The organism is Novosphingobium kunmingense (assembly GCF_002813245.1).
Lineage (GTDB): Bacteria > Pseudomonadota > Alphaproteobacteria > Sphingomonadales > Sphingomonadaceae > Novosphingobium > Novosphingobium kunmingense.
Genome location: NZ_PHUF01000003.1, coordinates 567,737 through 584,179, shown reverse-complemented (window position 1 = coordinate 584,179; position 16,443 = coordinate 567,737). Strand labels below are relative to the sequence as shown.

The 16,443-nt window shown below is 66.0% G+C and carries 19 protein-coding genes; 14 read left to right on the top strand and 5 right to left on the bottom strand.

The window, feature by feature from the left end:
• Positions 1–8 precede the first annotated feature (8 nt).
• Positions 9–833 carry a type I methionyl aminopeptidase gene (gene map / locus B0I00_RS08860; RefSeq protein ID WP_100867005.1) on the bottom strand — a complete coding sequence of 275 codons (825 nt, stop codon included), beginning with the start codon at positions 831–833 and terminating at the stop codon, positions 9–11.
• Between the two features lie 40 nt (positions 834–873).
• Positions 874–1,701: a DUF3298 and DUF4163 domain-containing protein gene (locus B0I00_RS08855; protein WP_232730173.1), complete on the bottom strand. Its 828-nt coding sequence runs from the start codon at positions 1,699–1,701 to the stop codon at positions 874–876.
• 50 nt (positions 1,702–1,751) lie between these two features.
• On the opposite strand from B0I00_RS08855, the gene B0I00_RS08850 reads away from it, so the two are divergent.
• From B0I00_RS08850 to B0I00_RS08785, 14 genes are all read left to right on the top strand, one after another.
• Complete coding sequence (locus tag B0I00_RS08850) at positions 1,752–3,134, top strand: leucyl aminopeptidase family protein (RefSeq protein ID WP_100867004.1); 1,383 nt, start codon at positions 1,752–1,754, stop codon at positions 3,132–3,134.
• A gap of 61 nt (positions 3,135–3,195) precedes the next feature.
• Positions 3,196–3,531, top strand: coding sequence for a hypothetical protein (locus B0I00_RS08845; RefSeq protein WP_100867003.1), 336 nt, complete (start codon positions 3,196–3,198; stop codon positions 3,529–3,531).
• Positions 3,528–4,451, top strand: a complete 924-nt coding sequence (argC, locus tag B0I00_RS08840; RefSeq protein ID WP_100867002.1) for an N-acetyl-gamma-glutamyl-phosphate reductase — start codon at positions 3,528–3,530, stop codon at positions 4,449–4,451. Before B0I00_RS08845 ends, argC begins: the two co-directional genes overlap by 4 nt.
• Positions 4,452–4,697: 246 nt before the next feature.
• Positions 4,698–5,036, top strand: a complete 339-nt coding sequence (locus B0I00_RS08835; RefSeq protein WP_100867001.1) for a P-II family nitrogen regulator — start codon at positions 4,698–4,700, stop codon at positions 5,034–5,036.
• Positions 5,037–5,100: 64 nt separating this feature from the next.
• Positions 5,101–6,510, top strand: a complete 1,410-nt coding sequence (glnA, locus tag B0I00_RS08830) for a type I glutamate--ammonia ligase (RefSeq protein WP_100867000.1) — start codon at positions 5,101–5,103, stop codon at positions 6,508–6,510.
• 462 nt (positions 6,511–6,972) lie between these two features.
• Complete coding sequence (locus tag B0I00_RS08825; protein WP_232730172.1) at positions 6,973–7,560, top strand: lysozyme; 588 nt, start codon at positions 6,973–6,975, stop codon at positions 7,558–7,560.
• Positions 7,561–7,805: 245 nt separating this feature from the next.
• A complete protein-coding gene (locus B0I00_RS08820) occupies positions 7,806–8,318 on the top strand; it encodes an energy transducer TonB (protein ID WP_100866999.1) in 513 nt (170 codons plus the stop codon).
• A 227-nt stretch (positions 8,319–8,545) separates the two neighbouring features.
• Positions 8,546–9,535 carry a hypothetical protein gene (locus tag B0I00_RS08815; protein WP_100866998.1) on the top strand — a complete coding sequence of 330 codons (990 nt, stop codon included), beginning with the start codon at positions 8,546–8,548 and terminating at the stop codon, positions 9,533–9,535.
• 17 nt (positions 9,536–9,552) lie between these two features.
• The gene (locus B0I00_RS08810; protein WP_100866997.1) at positions 9,553–10,110 is read left to right on the top strand and encodes a fasciclin domain-containing protein; all 558 of its coding nucleotides are present in this window, start codon (positions 9,553–9,555) and stop codon (positions 10,108–10,110) included.
• Between the two features lie 140 nt (positions 10,111–10,250).
• On the top strand, positions 10,251–11,675 hold the full coding sequence (locus tag B0I00_RS08805; RefSeq protein WP_100866996.1) for an aldehyde dehydrogenase family protein: 1,425 nt from the start codon (positions 10,251–10,253) through the stop codon (positions 11,673–11,675).
• Between the two features lie 108 nt (positions 11,676–11,783).
• Positions 11,784–12,116 carry an ArsR/SmtB family transcription factor gene (locus B0I00_RS08800; RefSeq protein WP_100866995.1) on the top strand — a complete coding sequence of 111 codons (333 nt, stop codon included), beginning with the start codon at positions 11,784–11,786 and terminating at the stop codon, positions 12,114–12,116.
• Positions 12,113–12,586 carry an ArsI/CadI family heavy metal resistance metalloenzyme gene (locus B0I00_RS08795; RefSeq protein ID WP_100866994.1) on the top strand — a complete coding sequence of 158 codons (474 nt, stop codon included), beginning with the start codon at positions 12,113–12,115 and terminating at the stop codon, positions 12,584–12,586. Before B0I00_RS08800 ends, B0I00_RS08795 begins: the two co-directional genes overlap by 4 nt.
• A 3-nt stretch (positions 12,587–12,589) precedes the next feature.
• Positions 12,590–13,093: an arsenate reductase ArsC gene (locus B0I00_RS08790; RefSeq protein WP_100866993.1), complete on the top strand. Its 504-nt coding sequence runs from the start codon at positions 12,590–12,592 to the stop codon at positions 13,091–13,093.
• Positions 13,090–13,746, top strand: coding sequence for an aquaporin (locus B0I00_RS08785; RefSeq protein WP_100866992.1), 657 nt, complete (start codon positions 13,090–13,092; stop codon positions 13,744–13,746). The genes B0I00_RS08790 and B0I00_RS08785 overlap by 4 nt, the downstream gene beginning before the upstream one ends.
• Here B0I00_RS08785 and B0I00_RS08780 read toward each other — a convergent pair.
• From B0I00_RS08780 to B0I00_RS08770, 3 genes are all read right to left on the bottom strand, one after another.
• Complete coding sequence (locus B0I00_RS08780; protein WP_100866991.1) at positions 13,743–14,597, bottom strand: arginyltransferase; 855 nt, start codon at positions 14,595–14,597, stop codon at positions 13,743–13,745. The two genes, B0I00_RS08785 and B0I00_RS08780, sit on opposite strands and share 4 nt — an antisense overlap.
• A gap of 130 nt (positions 14,598–14,727) precedes the next feature.
• Positions 14,728–15,969 carry a threonine ammonia-lyase gene (locus B0I00_RS08775; protein ID WP_100866990.1) on the bottom strand — a complete coding sequence of 414 codons (1,242 nt, stop codon included), beginning with the start codon at positions 15,967–15,969 and terminating at the stop codon, positions 14,728–14,730.
• 11 nt (positions 15,970–15,980) lie between these two features.
• On the bottom strand, positions 15,981–16,361 hold the full coding sequence (locus B0I00_RS08770; protein ID WP_198519179.1) for a VanZ family protein: 381 nt from the start codon (positions 16,359–16,361) through the stop codon (positions 15,981–15,983).
• Positions 16,362–16,443 lie beyond the last annotated feature (82 nt).

The window sequence follows — 16,443 nt, the reverse complement described above, 5'->3', positions numbered from 1 at the left end:
TCGTCCGGTCAGTAGGGCGGCTGGTTCAGCCCCTTGGGGCTTGCGGTGAAGATTTCGCAGCCATCCTCGGTGATGCCGATCGAATGTTCGAATTGCGCCGACAGCGACCGGTCGCGGGTCACTGCAGTCCAGCCATCGTCCATCATCCGCACGCCCGGCTTGCCGAGGTTGATCATCGGTTCGATGGTGAAGAACATGCCCGGCTTCAATTCCGGCCCGGTTCCGGCGCGGGCGGCGTGGACCACTTCGGGCGCGTCGTGGAACAGGCGGCCGAGGCCATGGCCGCAGAACTCGCGCACCACCCCATAGCGGTGCTTTTCGGCATGGGCCTGGATCGCCGCGCCGATATCGCCAAGCCGCGCGCCGGGCCTGGCCTTGTCGATCCCGATCATCAGGCATTCGTAGGTCACATCGACCAGCCGGCGAGCCTTCAGCGGCACGTCGCCGACCAGGTACATCCGGCTCGAATCGCCGTGCCAGCCGTCGAGCAGCGGGGTCACGTCGATGTTGATGATGTCGCCGTCACGCAGCACCTTGTCGCCCGGGATGCCGTGGCAGATCACGTTGTTGACCGAGGTGCAGCACGAATGGGCGTATCCACGATAACCCATGGTCGCCGGCACCGCCCCGCCGTCCAGCGTCATCTGGCGGACCGCGTCGTCGATCTCCCCCGTGGTCACCCCTGGCTTCACCAGATCGACCATCGCGTCGAGGATTTCGGCGGCCAGCCGCCCCGCCTTGCGCATTCCTTCAAAGGCGCCGGGGCCATGCAGCTTGATGGTTCCATCGCGCAGGACAGTCTCGGTATCGGCAACAGTCTGGTACATCGTCATGCCGCCCCATGTAGCAGCAGGAGGCCGAAATTGCGAGGGTTCAGCGCGCCGGCGCGAAGGCGCCGCGGTATTCGGGCTTCACCGCCTTCACTAGGGCAGCGGTCACGGGAAGGGTCACTTCGTAGTTGCCCTCGGCATAGGGCCCGGCCTCATAGGGATCGACCAGCACGCCGAGCCGCGTGAAGTGCTGGCGGTCGCCCGATCCCAGGATGATCTGCGATTTGACCGGATCGATGCACTCGTCAAAGCCATAGGAAGTGCCGCGCTTCACGGGTTCGCCGCGCTTTTCCTCGCGCTGGCGATCAAGTTCGGCGCAGAAGGGCCGGCGGATCGCGGCCGACAGCGCGGCCGGGGACACGAACAGGTCGAGCGCCTCGCGCCGCCGGTTGCCCGCCTTGTCCCAGATCAGCCCGTCGGACCAAGGCATCCCGTGCGCGCCGCCGGTGAACTCGTAGCGTTGCGCCGAAAGCGACAGCCACCCCGGCAGCTCGGTCACCACCTGCCACTTCGTCGCGTGGGCATAGGCGTGATAGGGCACGCCATCGTTCTTCGCCTCGGCCTGCCAGGCCGTCGCATCCTCGACGAGCTTCGACTTGCGGGCGACCAGGTCCTGATCCAGCCACGCCTTGAGATCGGGGATCGCCGCGGCGGCGGCGGGATAGGCGTAGTCGAACGCATAGAGGTCGGAGTTCTCCGACACGGTCCGAGCCGTTCCGGCCGCGGTTGCGGCTGCGCTGCTGCCGGCCGCGCCGGTCGGGGCTGCGCTAGACTCCGCCTGGCGTTCCTGCGCGGTTCCTTCGCGTGTGCAGGCGATGGCGCCGAGGCCAAGGGCCAGAACGGCAACCGCAAGGAACAAGACCGGTTTCACTGACAATTCCTCTCGCGCTGGCCGCCAAGCTGCGGCAAGACCGTGCCAGCATGACCGACAAGAACGCCCTTATCCAGCCCGACCGCAACCAGTCCGCGGTGCCGATCCACCTTGTCGACAAGGACGGCCTCGACGCCTTCGTCAAAACCCTGACCGCCGCGCAGCGTTCCGCGGTCCAGGCGCAGAAATTCACCGCCGACGGCTATTCGCACGCGATCCTGCCCGATGGCGACGGCTGGTTCGTGGCAGCTGGCGTCGCCAACAGCGCCAGCCTTTCGTCATGGTGCATGGCCAAGCTGGCCGAAGTGCTTCCCGCCGGCACCTATCGCCGCGTCGGGGGCGAACCAGGCCCGGCCCTGCTCGGCTGGGTCACCGGGCAATACCGCTTCGACCGCTACCGCGCCGACAGCGACGCGGAAGGCCCGCGCGTTCTTCTGACCAAGGAGGTCAAGCAGATCGACGCGGCGCTGGCCGAGGCGGCGGCAACTGCCTTGGTGCGCGATCTCGTCAACACTCCGGCCGAGGACATGGGGCCGGCCCAGCTCGAACACGAGGCGCAGCTCGTCGCCAAGGCCCACGGGGCGGAGTTCAAGGTTACCTCCGGCGACGCGCTGGAGCGCGGCTTTCCGATGATCCACGCCGTCGGGCGCGCCGCCGCGCGCAGCCACGCCCCGCGCCTGATCGAGGCGCAGTGGGGTGATGCCGCCCATCCCCGCGTGGCGATCGTCGGCAAGGGGGTCTGCTTCGATTCGGGCGGGCTCGACATCAAGCCCGGTTCGTCCATGTTGCTGATGAAGAAGGACATGGGCGGCGCGGCCCACGCGCTGGCGCTGGCCGGTCTGGTGATGCAGCACAAGCTCAAGGTGCGGCTGCACCTGCTGATCCCGGCGGTGGAAAACGCCATTTCGGGCAACGCCTTCCGCCCCGGCGACGTGCTCCGCAGCCGCAAGGGGCTGTCGGTGGAAATCGGCAACACCGATGCCGAAGGACGGCTGGTGCTGGGCGACGCCCTGGCCCGCGCCGGCGAGGACAACCCCGAACTGGTAATCGACTTCGCCACGCTGACCGGCGCGGCGCGGGTCGCGTTGGGGCCTGACCTTCCCGCCCTGTTCGCGCGCGACGACGAAACCGCCAGCCAGATGGTCGCCTGCGGCAAGGCGGCGGACGATCCGTGCTGGCCGCTGCCGCTCTACGACGGCTACAAGGATTACCTCAAGAGCGACATCGCCGATCTCGGCAATGCCGGCGGCAACGGCTTTGCCGGGGCGACGGTCGCTGCGATGTTCCTCGACCGCTTCGTCCCCGAAGGCACCGACTGGGCACATTTCGACACGTTCGCCTGGCGTCCTGCCGCCAAGCCTGGCCGGCCCAAGGGCGGCGACGCGCTGGGCCTGCGCGCAGCCTGGGGGCTGTTAAAGGCCCGGTATGGATAACTTGATAGAAGGGCTGCGCGGCGCTAAGCGCGCTGTCTTTCAATTCCAGGGGCGTGAGACCTTGCCAGCCAGTGCCATCCCGACCGAGCAATTGCGCCTTTCCGGGCCAAGCGAGAAGCTTGATGCGCCGCACTGGCCGGTGCGCGGGGACCTGGCGCACATCCGCCTGGCGGGCCGGGTCTTCGTGCCGCACTATGCCGTGCCGATGGCGCACCGGGTGCTCGATGGCGGCGCGGACCTGATGGTCAAACCCGACCCGAGCGCAGACCTGCGCGAGACGCTGCCCGGAGGAGCGCTGTTCAACGTGCTCGACATGGCCGGCGGCTGGGCCTGGGGTCAGGTCGGCGCGGACGGCTTCGTCGGCTACCTGCCGCTCGGCGCGATCGTGCCGGCATGACCGCGCGGGTCTTCATCGACGGGGCGGCGGGCACCACCGGGCTCGAGATCGTCGAACGGTTGGCCCCGCGGCCCGAATTCGACCTGATCCTCCTCGACGATGCCCAGCGCAAGAGCGCCGAGGCCCGGCGCGAAGCCTATCACGCCGCCGATTTCGCCGTGCTGTGCCTGCCCGACGAGGCCGCGCGCGAGGCGGTGGCCTTGGCCGAGGGCGCCAAGGTGCGGATCATCGACGCGTCGAGCGCGCACCGTGTGGCCGATGGCTGGACCTACGGCTTTCCCGAACTGGTCGGCCGCGACGCGGTTGCCCGGGCCACTCGCGTCAGCAACCCGGGATGCTACCCGACCGGCTTCCTCGCCCTGCTTGCCCCGCTGGTGCGCAAGGGTCTGTTGCCGGGTGACTGGCCCTATACCTGCCATGCCGTGTCGGGCTATTCGGGCGGCGGAAAGGCGCTGATCGAACGGTTCGAGGCCGACGGCGGCATCGCCTTCCGCGACTATGGCCTGGCCATGGGGCACAAGCACGTGCCCGAGATGCAGCGCTATGCCGGCCTTGCCCATGCCCCGCTGTTCGCGCCGGCGGTTGTCGACGCGCACCGCGGCATGGTTGTCGAGGTGCCGCTGCACCTTGGATTGATGCCGCACGCCGCGCCGACCGACGGACTGCGCGATTGCCTGGTCGATTTCTACGCGGGGTCGCCCGTGGTCCGGGTGCACGAGGAAACCCCGGACGAATTGCTGTTGCGCGCCGGCGCGCAGCCGTCTGACCGTCTCGATCTTTACGTGTTCGGCAGCCGTGACGGCAACCAGGTGCGCCTGGTCGCGGTGCTCGACAATCTGGGCAAGGGCGCAAGCGGCGCCGCGGTGCAGAGCCTCAACCTGATGGCCGATCTGCCAGAAACCGCAGGCCTTGCCCTCTGACGCCTGTTTTTTAGGCAGCTCCTGCCGAAAATTGAGGCAAGAGTTTTTCGCAAATCGCGCACATATGTTGTCGCAAGCGCATAGCAATGCGACCATTTCTTGCATTTTGCACTCTTTTCGCCGCTTGCCATCTGGCCTAGTGCGCTGAATCAGCAGCTGGCACGATTCTTGTTACCATAGGGGCGTGCCGCAAACGATTTACCCGGTCCGTCTCGGCGGTGCCGGTTTGCCGCGCGGGGGAATTACGTGAAAAAGATCGAAGCGATCATCAAGCCGTTCAAGCTCGACGAGGTTAAGGAAGCGCTGCACGAAGTCGGCGTGTCCGGCATCACCGTGACCGAAGCCAAGGGTTTCGGCCGCCAGAAGGGCCATACCGAGCTGTACCGCGGCGCCGAATACGTCGTCGACTTCCTGCCCAAGGTAAAGCTCGAGGTCGTGGTCCCCGATGCGCTGGCCGAACGCGTGGTCGAGGCGATCGCCGGCGCGGCACAGACCGGCCGCATCGGCGACGGCAAGATCTTCGTGATGCCGGTCGAAAGCGCATTGCGCATCCGCACCGGCGAACGCGACGACGACGCGATCTGATCCGAAAACCCAGTTTCACAAACACCCCAGCGATGGCGCATCGGGGAACGCAAAGGACGCAAATATGGCCAAGGCAAAGGACATCATCGCCAGGATCAAGGACGAGGAGATCGAGTGGGTCGACCTGCGTTTCACCGATCCCAAGGGCAAGTGGCAGCATCTCACCATGTGCGCCGGGGTCATGGGCGAGGACGAGCTGGAAGACGGCCTGATGTTCGACGGTTCGTCGATCGAAGGCTGGAAGGCGATCAACGAATCCGACATGATCCTGAAGCCGGATCTGGACTCGGTGTTCATCGATCCGTTCAGCGCGACCCCGATGATGATCATCAACTGCGACATCGTCGAACCCTCGACTGGTGACCTTTATGGCCGCGATCCGCGCTCGACCGCCAAGCGCGCCGAGGCCTATCTCAAGTCGACCGGAATCGGCGACACGATCTACGTCGGCCCCGAAGCCGAGTTCTTCATGTTTGACGACGTCCGCTTCTACGACGGATACGACGGCAACGGCTTCAGGATCGACGACATCGAGCTGCCGACCAACGGCAACCGCGAATACGAAGCCGGCAACCTGGCCCACCGTCCGCGCGCCAAGGGTGGCTACTTCCCGGTCGCCCCGGTTGACAGCGCCGTCGACATCCGCGGCGAAATGGTCTCGACCATGCTCGAAATGGGCCTGCCCTGCGACAAGCACCACCACGAAGTGGCTTCCGCGCAGCACGAACTGGGCCTGACCTTCGGCACCCTGGTGCAGACCGCCGACCGCATGCAAGTCTACAAGTACGTCGTCCACCAGGTCGCCCAGGCCTATGGCAAGACCGCGACCTTCATGCCCAAGCCGATCATGAAGGACAACGGATCGGGCATGCACACCCACATGTCGATCTGGGACGGCGGCAAGCCTCTTTTCGCCGGCAACGGCTATGCCGGCCTCAGCGACATGTGCCTCTACTTCATCGGCGGCGTGATCAAGCACGCCAAGTCGCTCAACGCCTTCACCAACCCGACCACCAACAGCTACAAGCGCCTGGTGCCGGGCTACGAAGCGCCGGTGCTGCTGGCCTATTCGGCCCGCAACCGTTCGGCCTCGTGCCGCATTCCCTATGGGGCGGGCGACAAGGCCAAGCGCGTCGAGTTCCGCTTCCCCGACGCCATGGCCAACCCCTACCTGTGCTACGCCGCGCTGTTCATGGCCGGACTCGACGGGATCAAGAACAAGATCCACCCGGGCGACGCGATGGACAAGAACCTCTACGATCTGCCGCCGGCCGAACTGGCCGAAGTGCCGACCGTCTGCGGTTCGCTGCGCGAAGCGCTGGAAAGCCTCGAGGCCGATCATGACTACCTGCTGCAGGGCGGCGTCTTCACCAAGGACCAGATCGACGCCTACATCGAGCTGAAGTGGCCCGAAGTGCTGCGCTGGGAGACGACCCCCTCGGCGGTCGAATTCGACATGTACTACAGCTACTGATTGCTCCGGCGATCAGTGCCGCCTAAGAGAGCGCCCCGGGCCACCGGGGCGCTTTTTTATCGGCCCGTAGCAGCGATTCGCTGCACCGCGATTACGACCGGAAGAACGAAATTCCACGCCGGCCTTCGCTTGCAGCAACTTGCTTTCCTAAATGTCAGCAGCGGCGAAACGCATTCGTATGCCGCATCGAAAACAGTTCCCGACCGCGCCCCACGACCATAGGAAGCCGCCGCGTAGAGGGCAGCGTCGCCGATCCTCGATTACCTGCTGGGTATCGGTGGCGTACGGAAGCTGGCGTCGGGCGCCGGTTCCGGTGTTTCGACGCCAGACTGGCAACAAGCCTATCCGCCTTCGGGTCGCACCGCGATCAGCCTTCGGGCTGATCGCGGTTTTCGCTTTTATGCGGTTTCCTACACGCATAATTATAACCATATAGGTTCCTTCGCCGCGTTGGAGCCTGGTATGCCGTTTGAACTCGATTACTTCGCCGCACTGCGCCGGATGGTGGCCAATCGCGCCGATTGCGCTCCCGCAGCGACGCCTCCCTTTCCGGCGCCTTCTCCGGGCACACCACCGTCGCCGCCTGTCCAGATGGAGGTGAGCGCGACTGGTACCGCACTGATCAGGCGCTTCGAAGGTTGCGCACTCAAGCGCGCCGATGGACTGATCGAGGCCTATCCCGATCCGGGAACCGGTGGAGCGCCCTGGACCATCGGCTGGGGCACGACGGGTGCCGGGATATCGCCGGGCACGATCTGGACACAGGAGCAGTGTGACGCGCGGCTCGCGGCGGACCTTCGTCGCCATGCCGCTGACGTGCGCACGGCGATCGGCGGGGCGCCCACCAGCCAGGCTCAGTTCGATGCCCTGGTCAGTTTCCACTTCAACACCGGCGCGATCGCGCGCGCCACGCTGACGCGCCTGCACCGCGCCGGCGACCATGCCGGAGCCGCGCTTCAGTTCGGTCGCTGGGTCTTCGCCGGCGGGACTCGTCTGCGCGGGCTCGAGCGGCGCCGCGCAGCCGAAGCGAAGCTCTATCGCGGTGCCTAGATGTCGTCTGTCCGACAGGCTGCGCCGTATGTCGGTGATATTGCGTCGTTCATCGACTCTCCGCAACTTTCATCGACAGACGACTTGACCCGACGCAATAAAAGAGCGATTTTCCATCTCAGGGATAGCGTTTGATCCGCAGAGCGACGCCCGCCCACCTTCGATCTGAGACAAAAAGATAAGCCGACTCCACCCGTGGACTTTCTCGGGGGTCGCGTCCGCACCGTCACAGGAAGGATTTCGCAATGAAACTCGCTCTTACTGCAGCCCTGGCTGCAAGCCTCGCTCTATCTGCCTTCACCCCCACCGCCGCCCTCGCCGATGACCCGATCGTGGTCAGCAGCCACCAGGCTGCCGTGACCAACTTTGCCGACAGCCTGGCCCGCGACGTTTCCGCCGGGCTCAACGGCGCGCTGCGCAGCCATTCCTCCAGCACCCGCGAAGTCACCGGTCTCACCGCCGTCACATTCAATATCGACAGCCAGGGCCAGGTCAGCAACGTCGCAATGGCCGAACGGTCGGGCAACAGCCTGCTCGACAGCGTGGCTCGCCGGGTTATCAAGCGCCTCGACATCGATCCTGCCACTCTGCCGCCCAGCGTAAGCCGGGTTAGGGCCTACATGATCGTTGCCACCGACCAGGACTCGCACGACTCGCTGGCCCGAAAGGCGCGTGACATCGAGGTCGAACGCCTGATGGCGTCACGCGAAAGCCGCACGGAACTGGTCCTCACACTGACCCCCCGGACCCGTTCCTGACTTCACGTCCGCCTGATTTCAGATCGTCAGGCGTACGGGCCGCCGTGACCCCCCGACTTCTGCGGTAGGGTGGGCGCGGCGGCTTCTTGTTTTCGGTCCGGCCAGCGCGGCCTTGTGTTGCCGAAATGAAAGACGCCTGGCTGCCAGCCGGCGATCGCCCCTCACCCCAATCCAGGGAACCTGCACTCCGGTTCGGCGGTTATGTCCGCTCAACTCAGGAGAGTATCATGCGTAAGTTTCTGACTTCGATCGCGCTCGCGGCACTGGTCACGGCGACCGCGCAGGCCGATCCGGGGGGCAACGGGAAGGGTGGCGGCAACAAGGAGCGCGGCAACGGTGGGGCCCAGGCCAGCGCGGCCTTGAACGGCGGCGGAAAGGGCAATGGCGGCGGCAAGGCCGAAAACGCTCGACAGGTCGAACGGGTCGTGAACCGCGGCCCGGCCGGAGACAATCGCGCCGAGAAGGGTCGTCCGGACGTCCCCGCGCCCCTGCGGGTGTACGACAACGGAAAGGGTAACGGCAATGCCGGACGTGGCAACGATGCGCGCGTCGTCACCGTCGATCGTCCAGGCAAGGACGTCAGGCCCATGGTCCAGGGCAGGATCACCAATTTCGAACGCGTCGCCTGGCGCGATTACGACAGTCGTGCGCTGGTCGATGGCTGTCCGCCGGGGCTGGCCAAGAAGAACAATGGCTGCATGCCGCCGGGCCTGGCCAAACAGGACAGCGGCTGGGACCGCTACGATGCCGATTGGTGGGGCCTGCGCGGCCTGACCGGACTTTCGGGCTATCGCTATTATGACGGAAACCTCGTCAGGCTGGGGCCCAGCGGGATGATTTCCGGCTACTACCCGCTGCTGGGCGGCGCGCTGGCGATCGGCAACGTCTGGCCCAGCGCCTGGTCGCCCACCCCGGTGCCGCAGTACTACGTAGATTACTACGGCCTTGGCGACGACTACCGCTATTTCGATGGCGCGCTCTACCGCCTCGATCCCGAAACCCAGGCGATCGAGACCATTGCGGCGCTGCTGACCGGTGACACCTTCTCTGTCGGCCAGCGAATTCCCGACGGATACGGCGTCTACAACGTGCCCTACGCCTACCGCGATCGCTATGTCGACGGGCCGGATGCCTATTACCGTTACAACGATGGCTACGTCTACGAGGTCGATCCGACCACCCAGCTGGTCGTGGCTGCGATCAACCTGCTGACCTGAATTACGGAGCACGAGCGATGAACTATCCCACCCTGCTCATGGCGGCTGCCTCGGCCCTTGCTGTCACAGCCTGTTCGGACAAGACCCCCACTGCAGCCGGCACCGAAGCTGCCGCCGAGGCGGCATCGGGCGATACAGTCGCCGCGTTGATCGACGGATCGGCGGATCACAAGACGCTGGCCGGCGCGCTTAAGTCCACCGGCATCGACGGAGTGTTCGGCGGAAAGGGCGACTATACCGTCCTCGCCCCGTCCGATGCGGCCTTCACCGCACTGGGCGACAAGGCCGCCACACTGACCGCACCCGAACAGAAGGCCGTCCTTGCCGCGATCCTGCGCGATCACGTGATCCCCGGCACGCTGACACCCGCCGACATCGGCAAGGCGATCGACGCGTCGAGCGGCAAGAGCGTGACGATGCGCACGGTCGGCAGCGGCAGCGTGACCTTTACCCGGGACGGCGATGCAATTGCCGTCGCCTCTTCCGACGGGGCCAAGGCGAAGGTCCTTGGCGCCGGATCGGTCGGCTCGAACGGCGCCGTGCTGCCCGTCGATACGCTCCTGAAAAAGGTCTGAACCCCTTGCCTTGTAGGCAACTTGCACCCGCGTTCCGCCTTGGCGGTGCGCGGGTGCGCCTCAACGATTGCATCTTGCAATTGATATGCGCCGGTCCGATTGTCTCCGAGTTTAATCGATCCCTTAAGGAGATTCGGATCATGCGCGAGAGGCTGCAACACTACATCGACGGCAAGTGGGTCGACAGCGAAGGCGGCGCCCGCCGCGAAGTCATCAACCCTGCGACGGAAGAAGCCTGCGCGGTCATTACGGTGGGCACCAAGGCGGATGTCGACAAGGCCGTCGCCGCCGCGCGCCGCGCCTTCAAGACCTACAGCCAGACCACCCGGGCCGAGCGCCTCGCCCTGCTCGAAAGGATTGTCGAGGAATACAAGAAGCGCGCGCAGGATCTGGCCCAGTCGATGGCCGAGGAAATGGGCGCACCGCTGTCGTTCGCGCTGACTGCCCAGGTCGGCGCCGGCATCGGCGGCTTCATTTCGACCATCCAGGCGCTCAAGGACTTCGAGTTCATGGAGGACGGCCCGGGCTACAAGGTCGCCTACGAACCGATCGGCGTGGTCGGCATGATCACCCCGTGGAACTGGCCGCTCAACCAGATCGCGCTCAAGGTCGCACCGGCTCTGGCCGCCGGCGACACCATGGTGCTCAAGCCTTCGGAAGAATGCCCCACCAACGCGGCGATCTTTGCCGAGATCCTCGACGCGGCTGGCGTGCCCCCGGGCGTGTTCAACCTCGTCCAGGGCGACGGGCCGACCACCGGCAACGCCATTTCCAGCCACCCCGACGTCGAAATGGTGAGCTTCACCGGGTCGACCCGCGCCGGCATCCAGGTTGCCATCGCGGCGGCGCCGACGGTCAAGCGCGTCCACCAGGAACTGGGCGGCAAGTCGCCCAACTTGGTCTTGCCCGACGCCGATCTGGCCACCCAGCTTCCGGCGGTGGCCATGGGTCCGCTGATCAACACCGGCCAGTCGTGCATTTCGCCGACCAAGGTGCTGGTCGCCAAGGACCGCGAGGCCGAGGTCGTCGGCTTCTACAAGCAGATGTACGCCGCCACCCCGGTTGGTGATCCGATGGCCGAAGGCAATCACCTCGGCCCGGTCGTGAACAAGGCGCAGTACGAAAAGGTCAAGGACCTGATCCAGTCGGCGATCGACGAAGGCGCAACGCTCGAAACCGGCGGCCCCGACCTGCCCCCGGGCGTGAACCGCGGCTATTACATCCAGCCGACTGTGTTCTCGAACGTCACCCCCGACATGCGGATCGCGCAGGAAGAGATCTTCGGCCCGGTTGCCACGATCCTGACCTACGACAGCCTCGAGGACGGGATCGAACTGGCCAACGCCACCGAATACGGCCTGTCGGCCGCGATCACCGGCGATCCGGCCAAGGCAGCCGCCGTTGCCGGCAAGCTGCGCGCCGGCATGGTCGCGATCAACAACTGGGGCCCGAGCCCCGGCGCACCGTTCGGCGGCTACAAGCAGTCGGGCAACGGCCGCGAAGGCGGCCTCGCCGGCCTCAAGGACTTCATGGAAATGAAGGCGATTTCGGGCTTGCCCGCCTAAGCAGATCTCAATTGCAACTCATCGAGGCCCCTTCCCGCGCGAGCGGGAAGGGGTTTTCTGTTTCGGACCCGACTTGACTCTCTTCGATATTTCCATATTTATCGAATCATGGAAATCGATGCCACCTCACAAGCAACCATCCGCGCTCTCGGTGCCTTGGCGCAGGAGCACCGCCTGGCCGTGTTCCGCCTGCTCGTACAGGCCGGACCCGACGGCATGGCAGCGGGGGTCTTGGCCGATCGGCTGGGCGTGCCGGCATCGTCGCTCAGCTTTCACCTGGCGCAACTCAGCAACGCCGGGCTGGTAGGCCAGCGGCGCGAAAGCCGTTCGATCATCTACACCGCCGACTATGCGGCGATGAACGGGCTGATTTCCTTCCTGACCGAAAACTGCTGCGCGGGATCGTCCTGCGCCGCCATCAGCGAAAGGGACTGCGCATGAAGCGTTTCCACGTGCATGTCGGTGTGGCCGACATCGACCAGTCGATTGCCTTCTATTCGGGCCTGTTCGGGCAGGAGCCGAGCGTGACCAAGCCCGATTACGCCAAGTGGATGCTCGAGGATCCGCGCGTCAACTTCGCCATTTCGCAGAAGTGCGGCGCGGCCAAGGGCGTCGAACACCTCGGCCTCCAGGTCGACGACGCGTCCGAACTGACCGAAGTCTATGGCCGGCTCGAAGCCGCGGGACGGCCCGTGCTCGAAGAAGGCGCGACCACTTGCTGTTACGCCAATTCGGAAAAGAGTTGGATCTCGGATCCCGACGGGGTCGTCTGGGAAGCCTTCCTGACCAGCGGCGATGCGACCGTCTATGGCTCGGGCCCGGACATCGCGCAGCTTGCATCGGCCAGCGCAGCCCCGAGCGCCTGCTGCGCGCCGCAAGCGGCTCCGGCGGCATCGTCCTGCTGCAGCTGAAGCATGGTTGAGGTTCGCTCGGTACTGGTGCTTTGCACCGGCAATTCGGCACGCTCCATCCTCGGCGAAGCGCTGTTCGCGCAGCGCAGCCGGGGAAAGATCGCCGCCTACAGCGCGGGCAGCAAGCCCAAGGGCGTTCCGCACCCCGGAGCGCTCCGCAAGCTCGTGGCGGAAGGCATCGATACGGCGCCTTTCCGCTCCAAGTCGTGGACCGAGTTTACCGGCCCGGATGCGCCCGCGATCGATCTGGCGGTGACGGTCTGCGGCAATGCCGCGGGCGAGGCCTGCCCGGTCTTTCCCGGCACGCCCCTGCGCGCCCACTGGGGGTTGCCCGACCCGGCCGACGCGACCGGCAGCGAGGCCGAGATCGACGCCGCCTTTGCCGAAACGTGGCGCCTGCTCGACATGAGGGTCGCGGCGTTCCTCGCGCTCGACCTCGCCGCGATGGACCGGGCCCAGGCACAGGAAGCACTCGCCGCGATCGGCCGGATGGAAGGCGCCGCATGAGCCGCCGCCTCTGGGCCGAAGCGCTCGGCAGTTTCTTCCTTTTCGCCACCGTGATCGGGTCTGGCGTGATGGGCGAGACGCTGGCCGGAAGCGACACGGCCGTGGCGCTGCTCGCCAACACAGGCGCTACGGCGGCGATCCTGTTCGTGCTGATTGCCATGCTCGGCCCGGTATCTGGTGCGCAGTTCAATCCTGCGGTAACGCTGGTGCTGCGCCTGCGCGGCAGCGAGACCAATGCCAGCGCGGCGGCGCTGATTGCCGCGCAGGTCTCGGGCGGCGTGCTCGGGGTCTGGGCGGCCCATGCCATGTTCGACCTGCCCGTGCTGCAGGTGTCGCAGCACCTGCGCAGCGGACCGGGGCAATGGCTGGCCGAAGGGATCGCCACCTTCGGCCTTGTCACGACGATCCTGCTGACCGCGCGGCACCGGCCCCAGGCCCTTCCCGCCAGCGTCGCGCTCTATATCGCGGCGGCTTACTGGTTCACCGCCTCGACCAGCTTCGCCAACCCGGCGATCACTCTCGCGCGCAGTGTCAGCGACACCTTTGCCGGGATCGCCCCGGCGAGCGTGCCGGGTTTCGTGCTGGCGCAATTGTCGGGCGCGCTGCTGGCACACCTGTTCGACCGGCATGTGATGGAAGCGCGCGCGACCTAGGCGTCGACGCGGTACTGATCCTGGCCGCCGTGGGCCCCGTCCTTCGTCAGTCCGTCGAGCGGCTCGGCGTCTTCGCGGCGCAGGGTGGCGGCGGCGGCAACCAGGCGGTCATGCTCGTCATCGGCGATCCGGCTCCATCCGTCGCGGCCCAGACGTTCCAGCGGGCGATAGCGCACCTTGTACTGCATCCGCACCGAACCCTCGACCCAATAGCCGAGGTAGACGTAGGGCAGGCCTTCGTCGGCCGCGCGGCGGATGTGGTCCAGAATGATGTAGTTCCCCAACCCCTGCCGCCAGGCATGGTCGGGATCATAGAAGCTGTAGATCATCGACAAGCCATCGCCCTGTCGGTCGGTCAGGCAGGCACCCACCAGCCGTCCCGGCAATCCTTCCGGAGTCGGCTCGCGGTATTCGATGATCTGGGTATCGACCGGCGTGTGTTCGACCATATCGGCAAAGTCGACCTCGTCCATGCTGGCCATGCCGCCGCCAGGGTGGCGGTGGGCAAGGTAGCGCTGGAGCAGTTCGAACTGCTCGACCGTCGACCAGGGACGGCAGATCGTCGCGACGAGGTCGGAATTGGCCTTGAGCGTTCGCCGCTGGGTGGACGAAGGGCGGAATTCACCCGCCACGACGCGCACCGAGACGCAGGCCGAACAGTCGACGCAGGACGGGCGGTAGGCCACGGTCTGGCTGCGCCGGAACCCGATCCGGCCGAGCGCATCGTTGAGCTGGTCGGCGTGCGGCCCCTTGAGTTCGGTGAACACCTTGCGCTCGTTACGGCCCGGCAGATAGGGGCACGGGGCAGAGCTCGTGACGAAGAACCGGGGAAAGCGGACTGGAGCCGTCACAGCAGCGCGGTATCCTTAATACGGAGTTACCAGCGCACTATGCATCCCAAGCGAACGTGTTGAAAGTGTTTTAACCACGAATGAGGGCAAACGCGGCCGTTTTGCACAGCGCGCGCGCAATCGTCCCGTTTCAGCCCAGTTCGACCTGGTCGACCTCGTAGCCCTTGGCGCGCAGCGCGGCGACCAGCGCGTCGAGCTGGTCCTTGTCGCGGGCCTCGCATTCGATGTCGGTGATCAACCCCTTGGCCGGCAGATGGGTGAAGATCCGCTGGTGGTAGATCTCGATGATGTTGACGTTATGCCGGTCGAATTCGCCCATCACCTTGAACAGCGCTCCGGGGCGGTCCTGCAGCGTCAGCCGAAGCCGGGCGAGGCGACCCGAACGGGCCAGATCGCGCAGCAGCACGTTGGCGAGGAGGCGCGTGTCGATATTGCCGCCAGTGATCGGAATGCCGACCTTCTTGCCGCGGAAAAGCTCGGGATAGGCGAGCACTGCCGCGAGGCCCGCGGCGCCGGCGCCTTCGGCCACGGTCTTTTCGATCTGCAGCAGCAAGGAGACGGCGTTTTCCAGCGTCGCCTCGTTGACGAGGACGATATCGTCGACCAGCCCGGCCAGCATCCGCGAGGTGAACCGGCCCGGTTCCTTAACCGCGATGCCTTCAGCGAGGGTATCGCCGCCCGTTTCGAGGGCGGCATTCTTCAACCGGTTGTACATCGAGGGGAACAGTTCGGCTTCGACGCCGATGATGCCGATGTCCGGCTTGATCGCGCGCGCTGCCACGCCCATCCCGGTCGACAGCCCGCCGCCGCCGATCGGGATCACCAGCATGTCGAGGTCGGGCACATCCTCCAGCATCTCGAGCGCGACCGTCCCCTGCCCGGCCGCGACCAGCGGGTCGTCGAACGGGTGGATGAAGGTCAGGCCCAGCTGCTTTTCCATCGAACGCGCGTGTTCGTAGGCATCGTCGAAGGTCTCGCCTTCAAGGACCACGGTACCGCCGACCGCCTCGGTCTGCATGACCTTCACCGTCGGCGTCGTGCGCGGCATGACGATGGTAACGGGAATGCCGAGCCGGCTGCCGTGATAGGACAGGCCCTGGGCGTGATTGCCGGCCGATGCCGCGATGACGCCGCGCCGCCGCTGCTCGTCGTCCAGGTGCAGCAGCGCGTTCAGTGCGCCGCGCTCCTTGTAGGCGGCGGTGAACTGCAGGTTCTCGAACTTCAGCCAGATGTCCGCCCCGGTAATCTCGCTCAGCGTGCGGCTGTAGTCGCAGTCGGTGCGCACAACCGCACCGGCGATGCGGGCGGCAGCTGACCGGACGTCGGCGATGGTGAGCAGGGCAGGATCGATGGTCTGGGCGGTTTCGGTCATCGCCAGCGCCGTTACGGCAAAGCGCGACCTTTCGCAAATCGGTTGACCAGCGGTCGGATCGTCAGTGCGGTCAGGGCAATCGCCACGCAGTCGGCCACGAAATCGCGCCAGTCGCTGTCGCGGTGGATCGCGGGATAGGCCTGCAACAGTTCGATCAGCGCGCCAAACCCGGCAAGAAGAACGGCGATCCGCCAGACGCTGCGCCGGGGCCAGGCCAGGACGGCAACGAAGGTCAGGGTCGCAAAGGCGATCATGTGCTCCCACTTGTCGCCCAGCCGGTCCAGCGGCCCTCGCGGCGGCCGCGGATCGAGCGCGAAATAGAGCGCGGTTGCCAGAAGCAGCCAGAACAGGATGCGCAGGGCCCTGGCCGTGCGTTCAGGTGGCATTGTCATCGCCGCCGCCATAGCGCCGGCAGAATGCCCGACCAATCCCTTTCCCACTGGCAGGCCACCCGAAATCCGGTAAGGGTTCGCC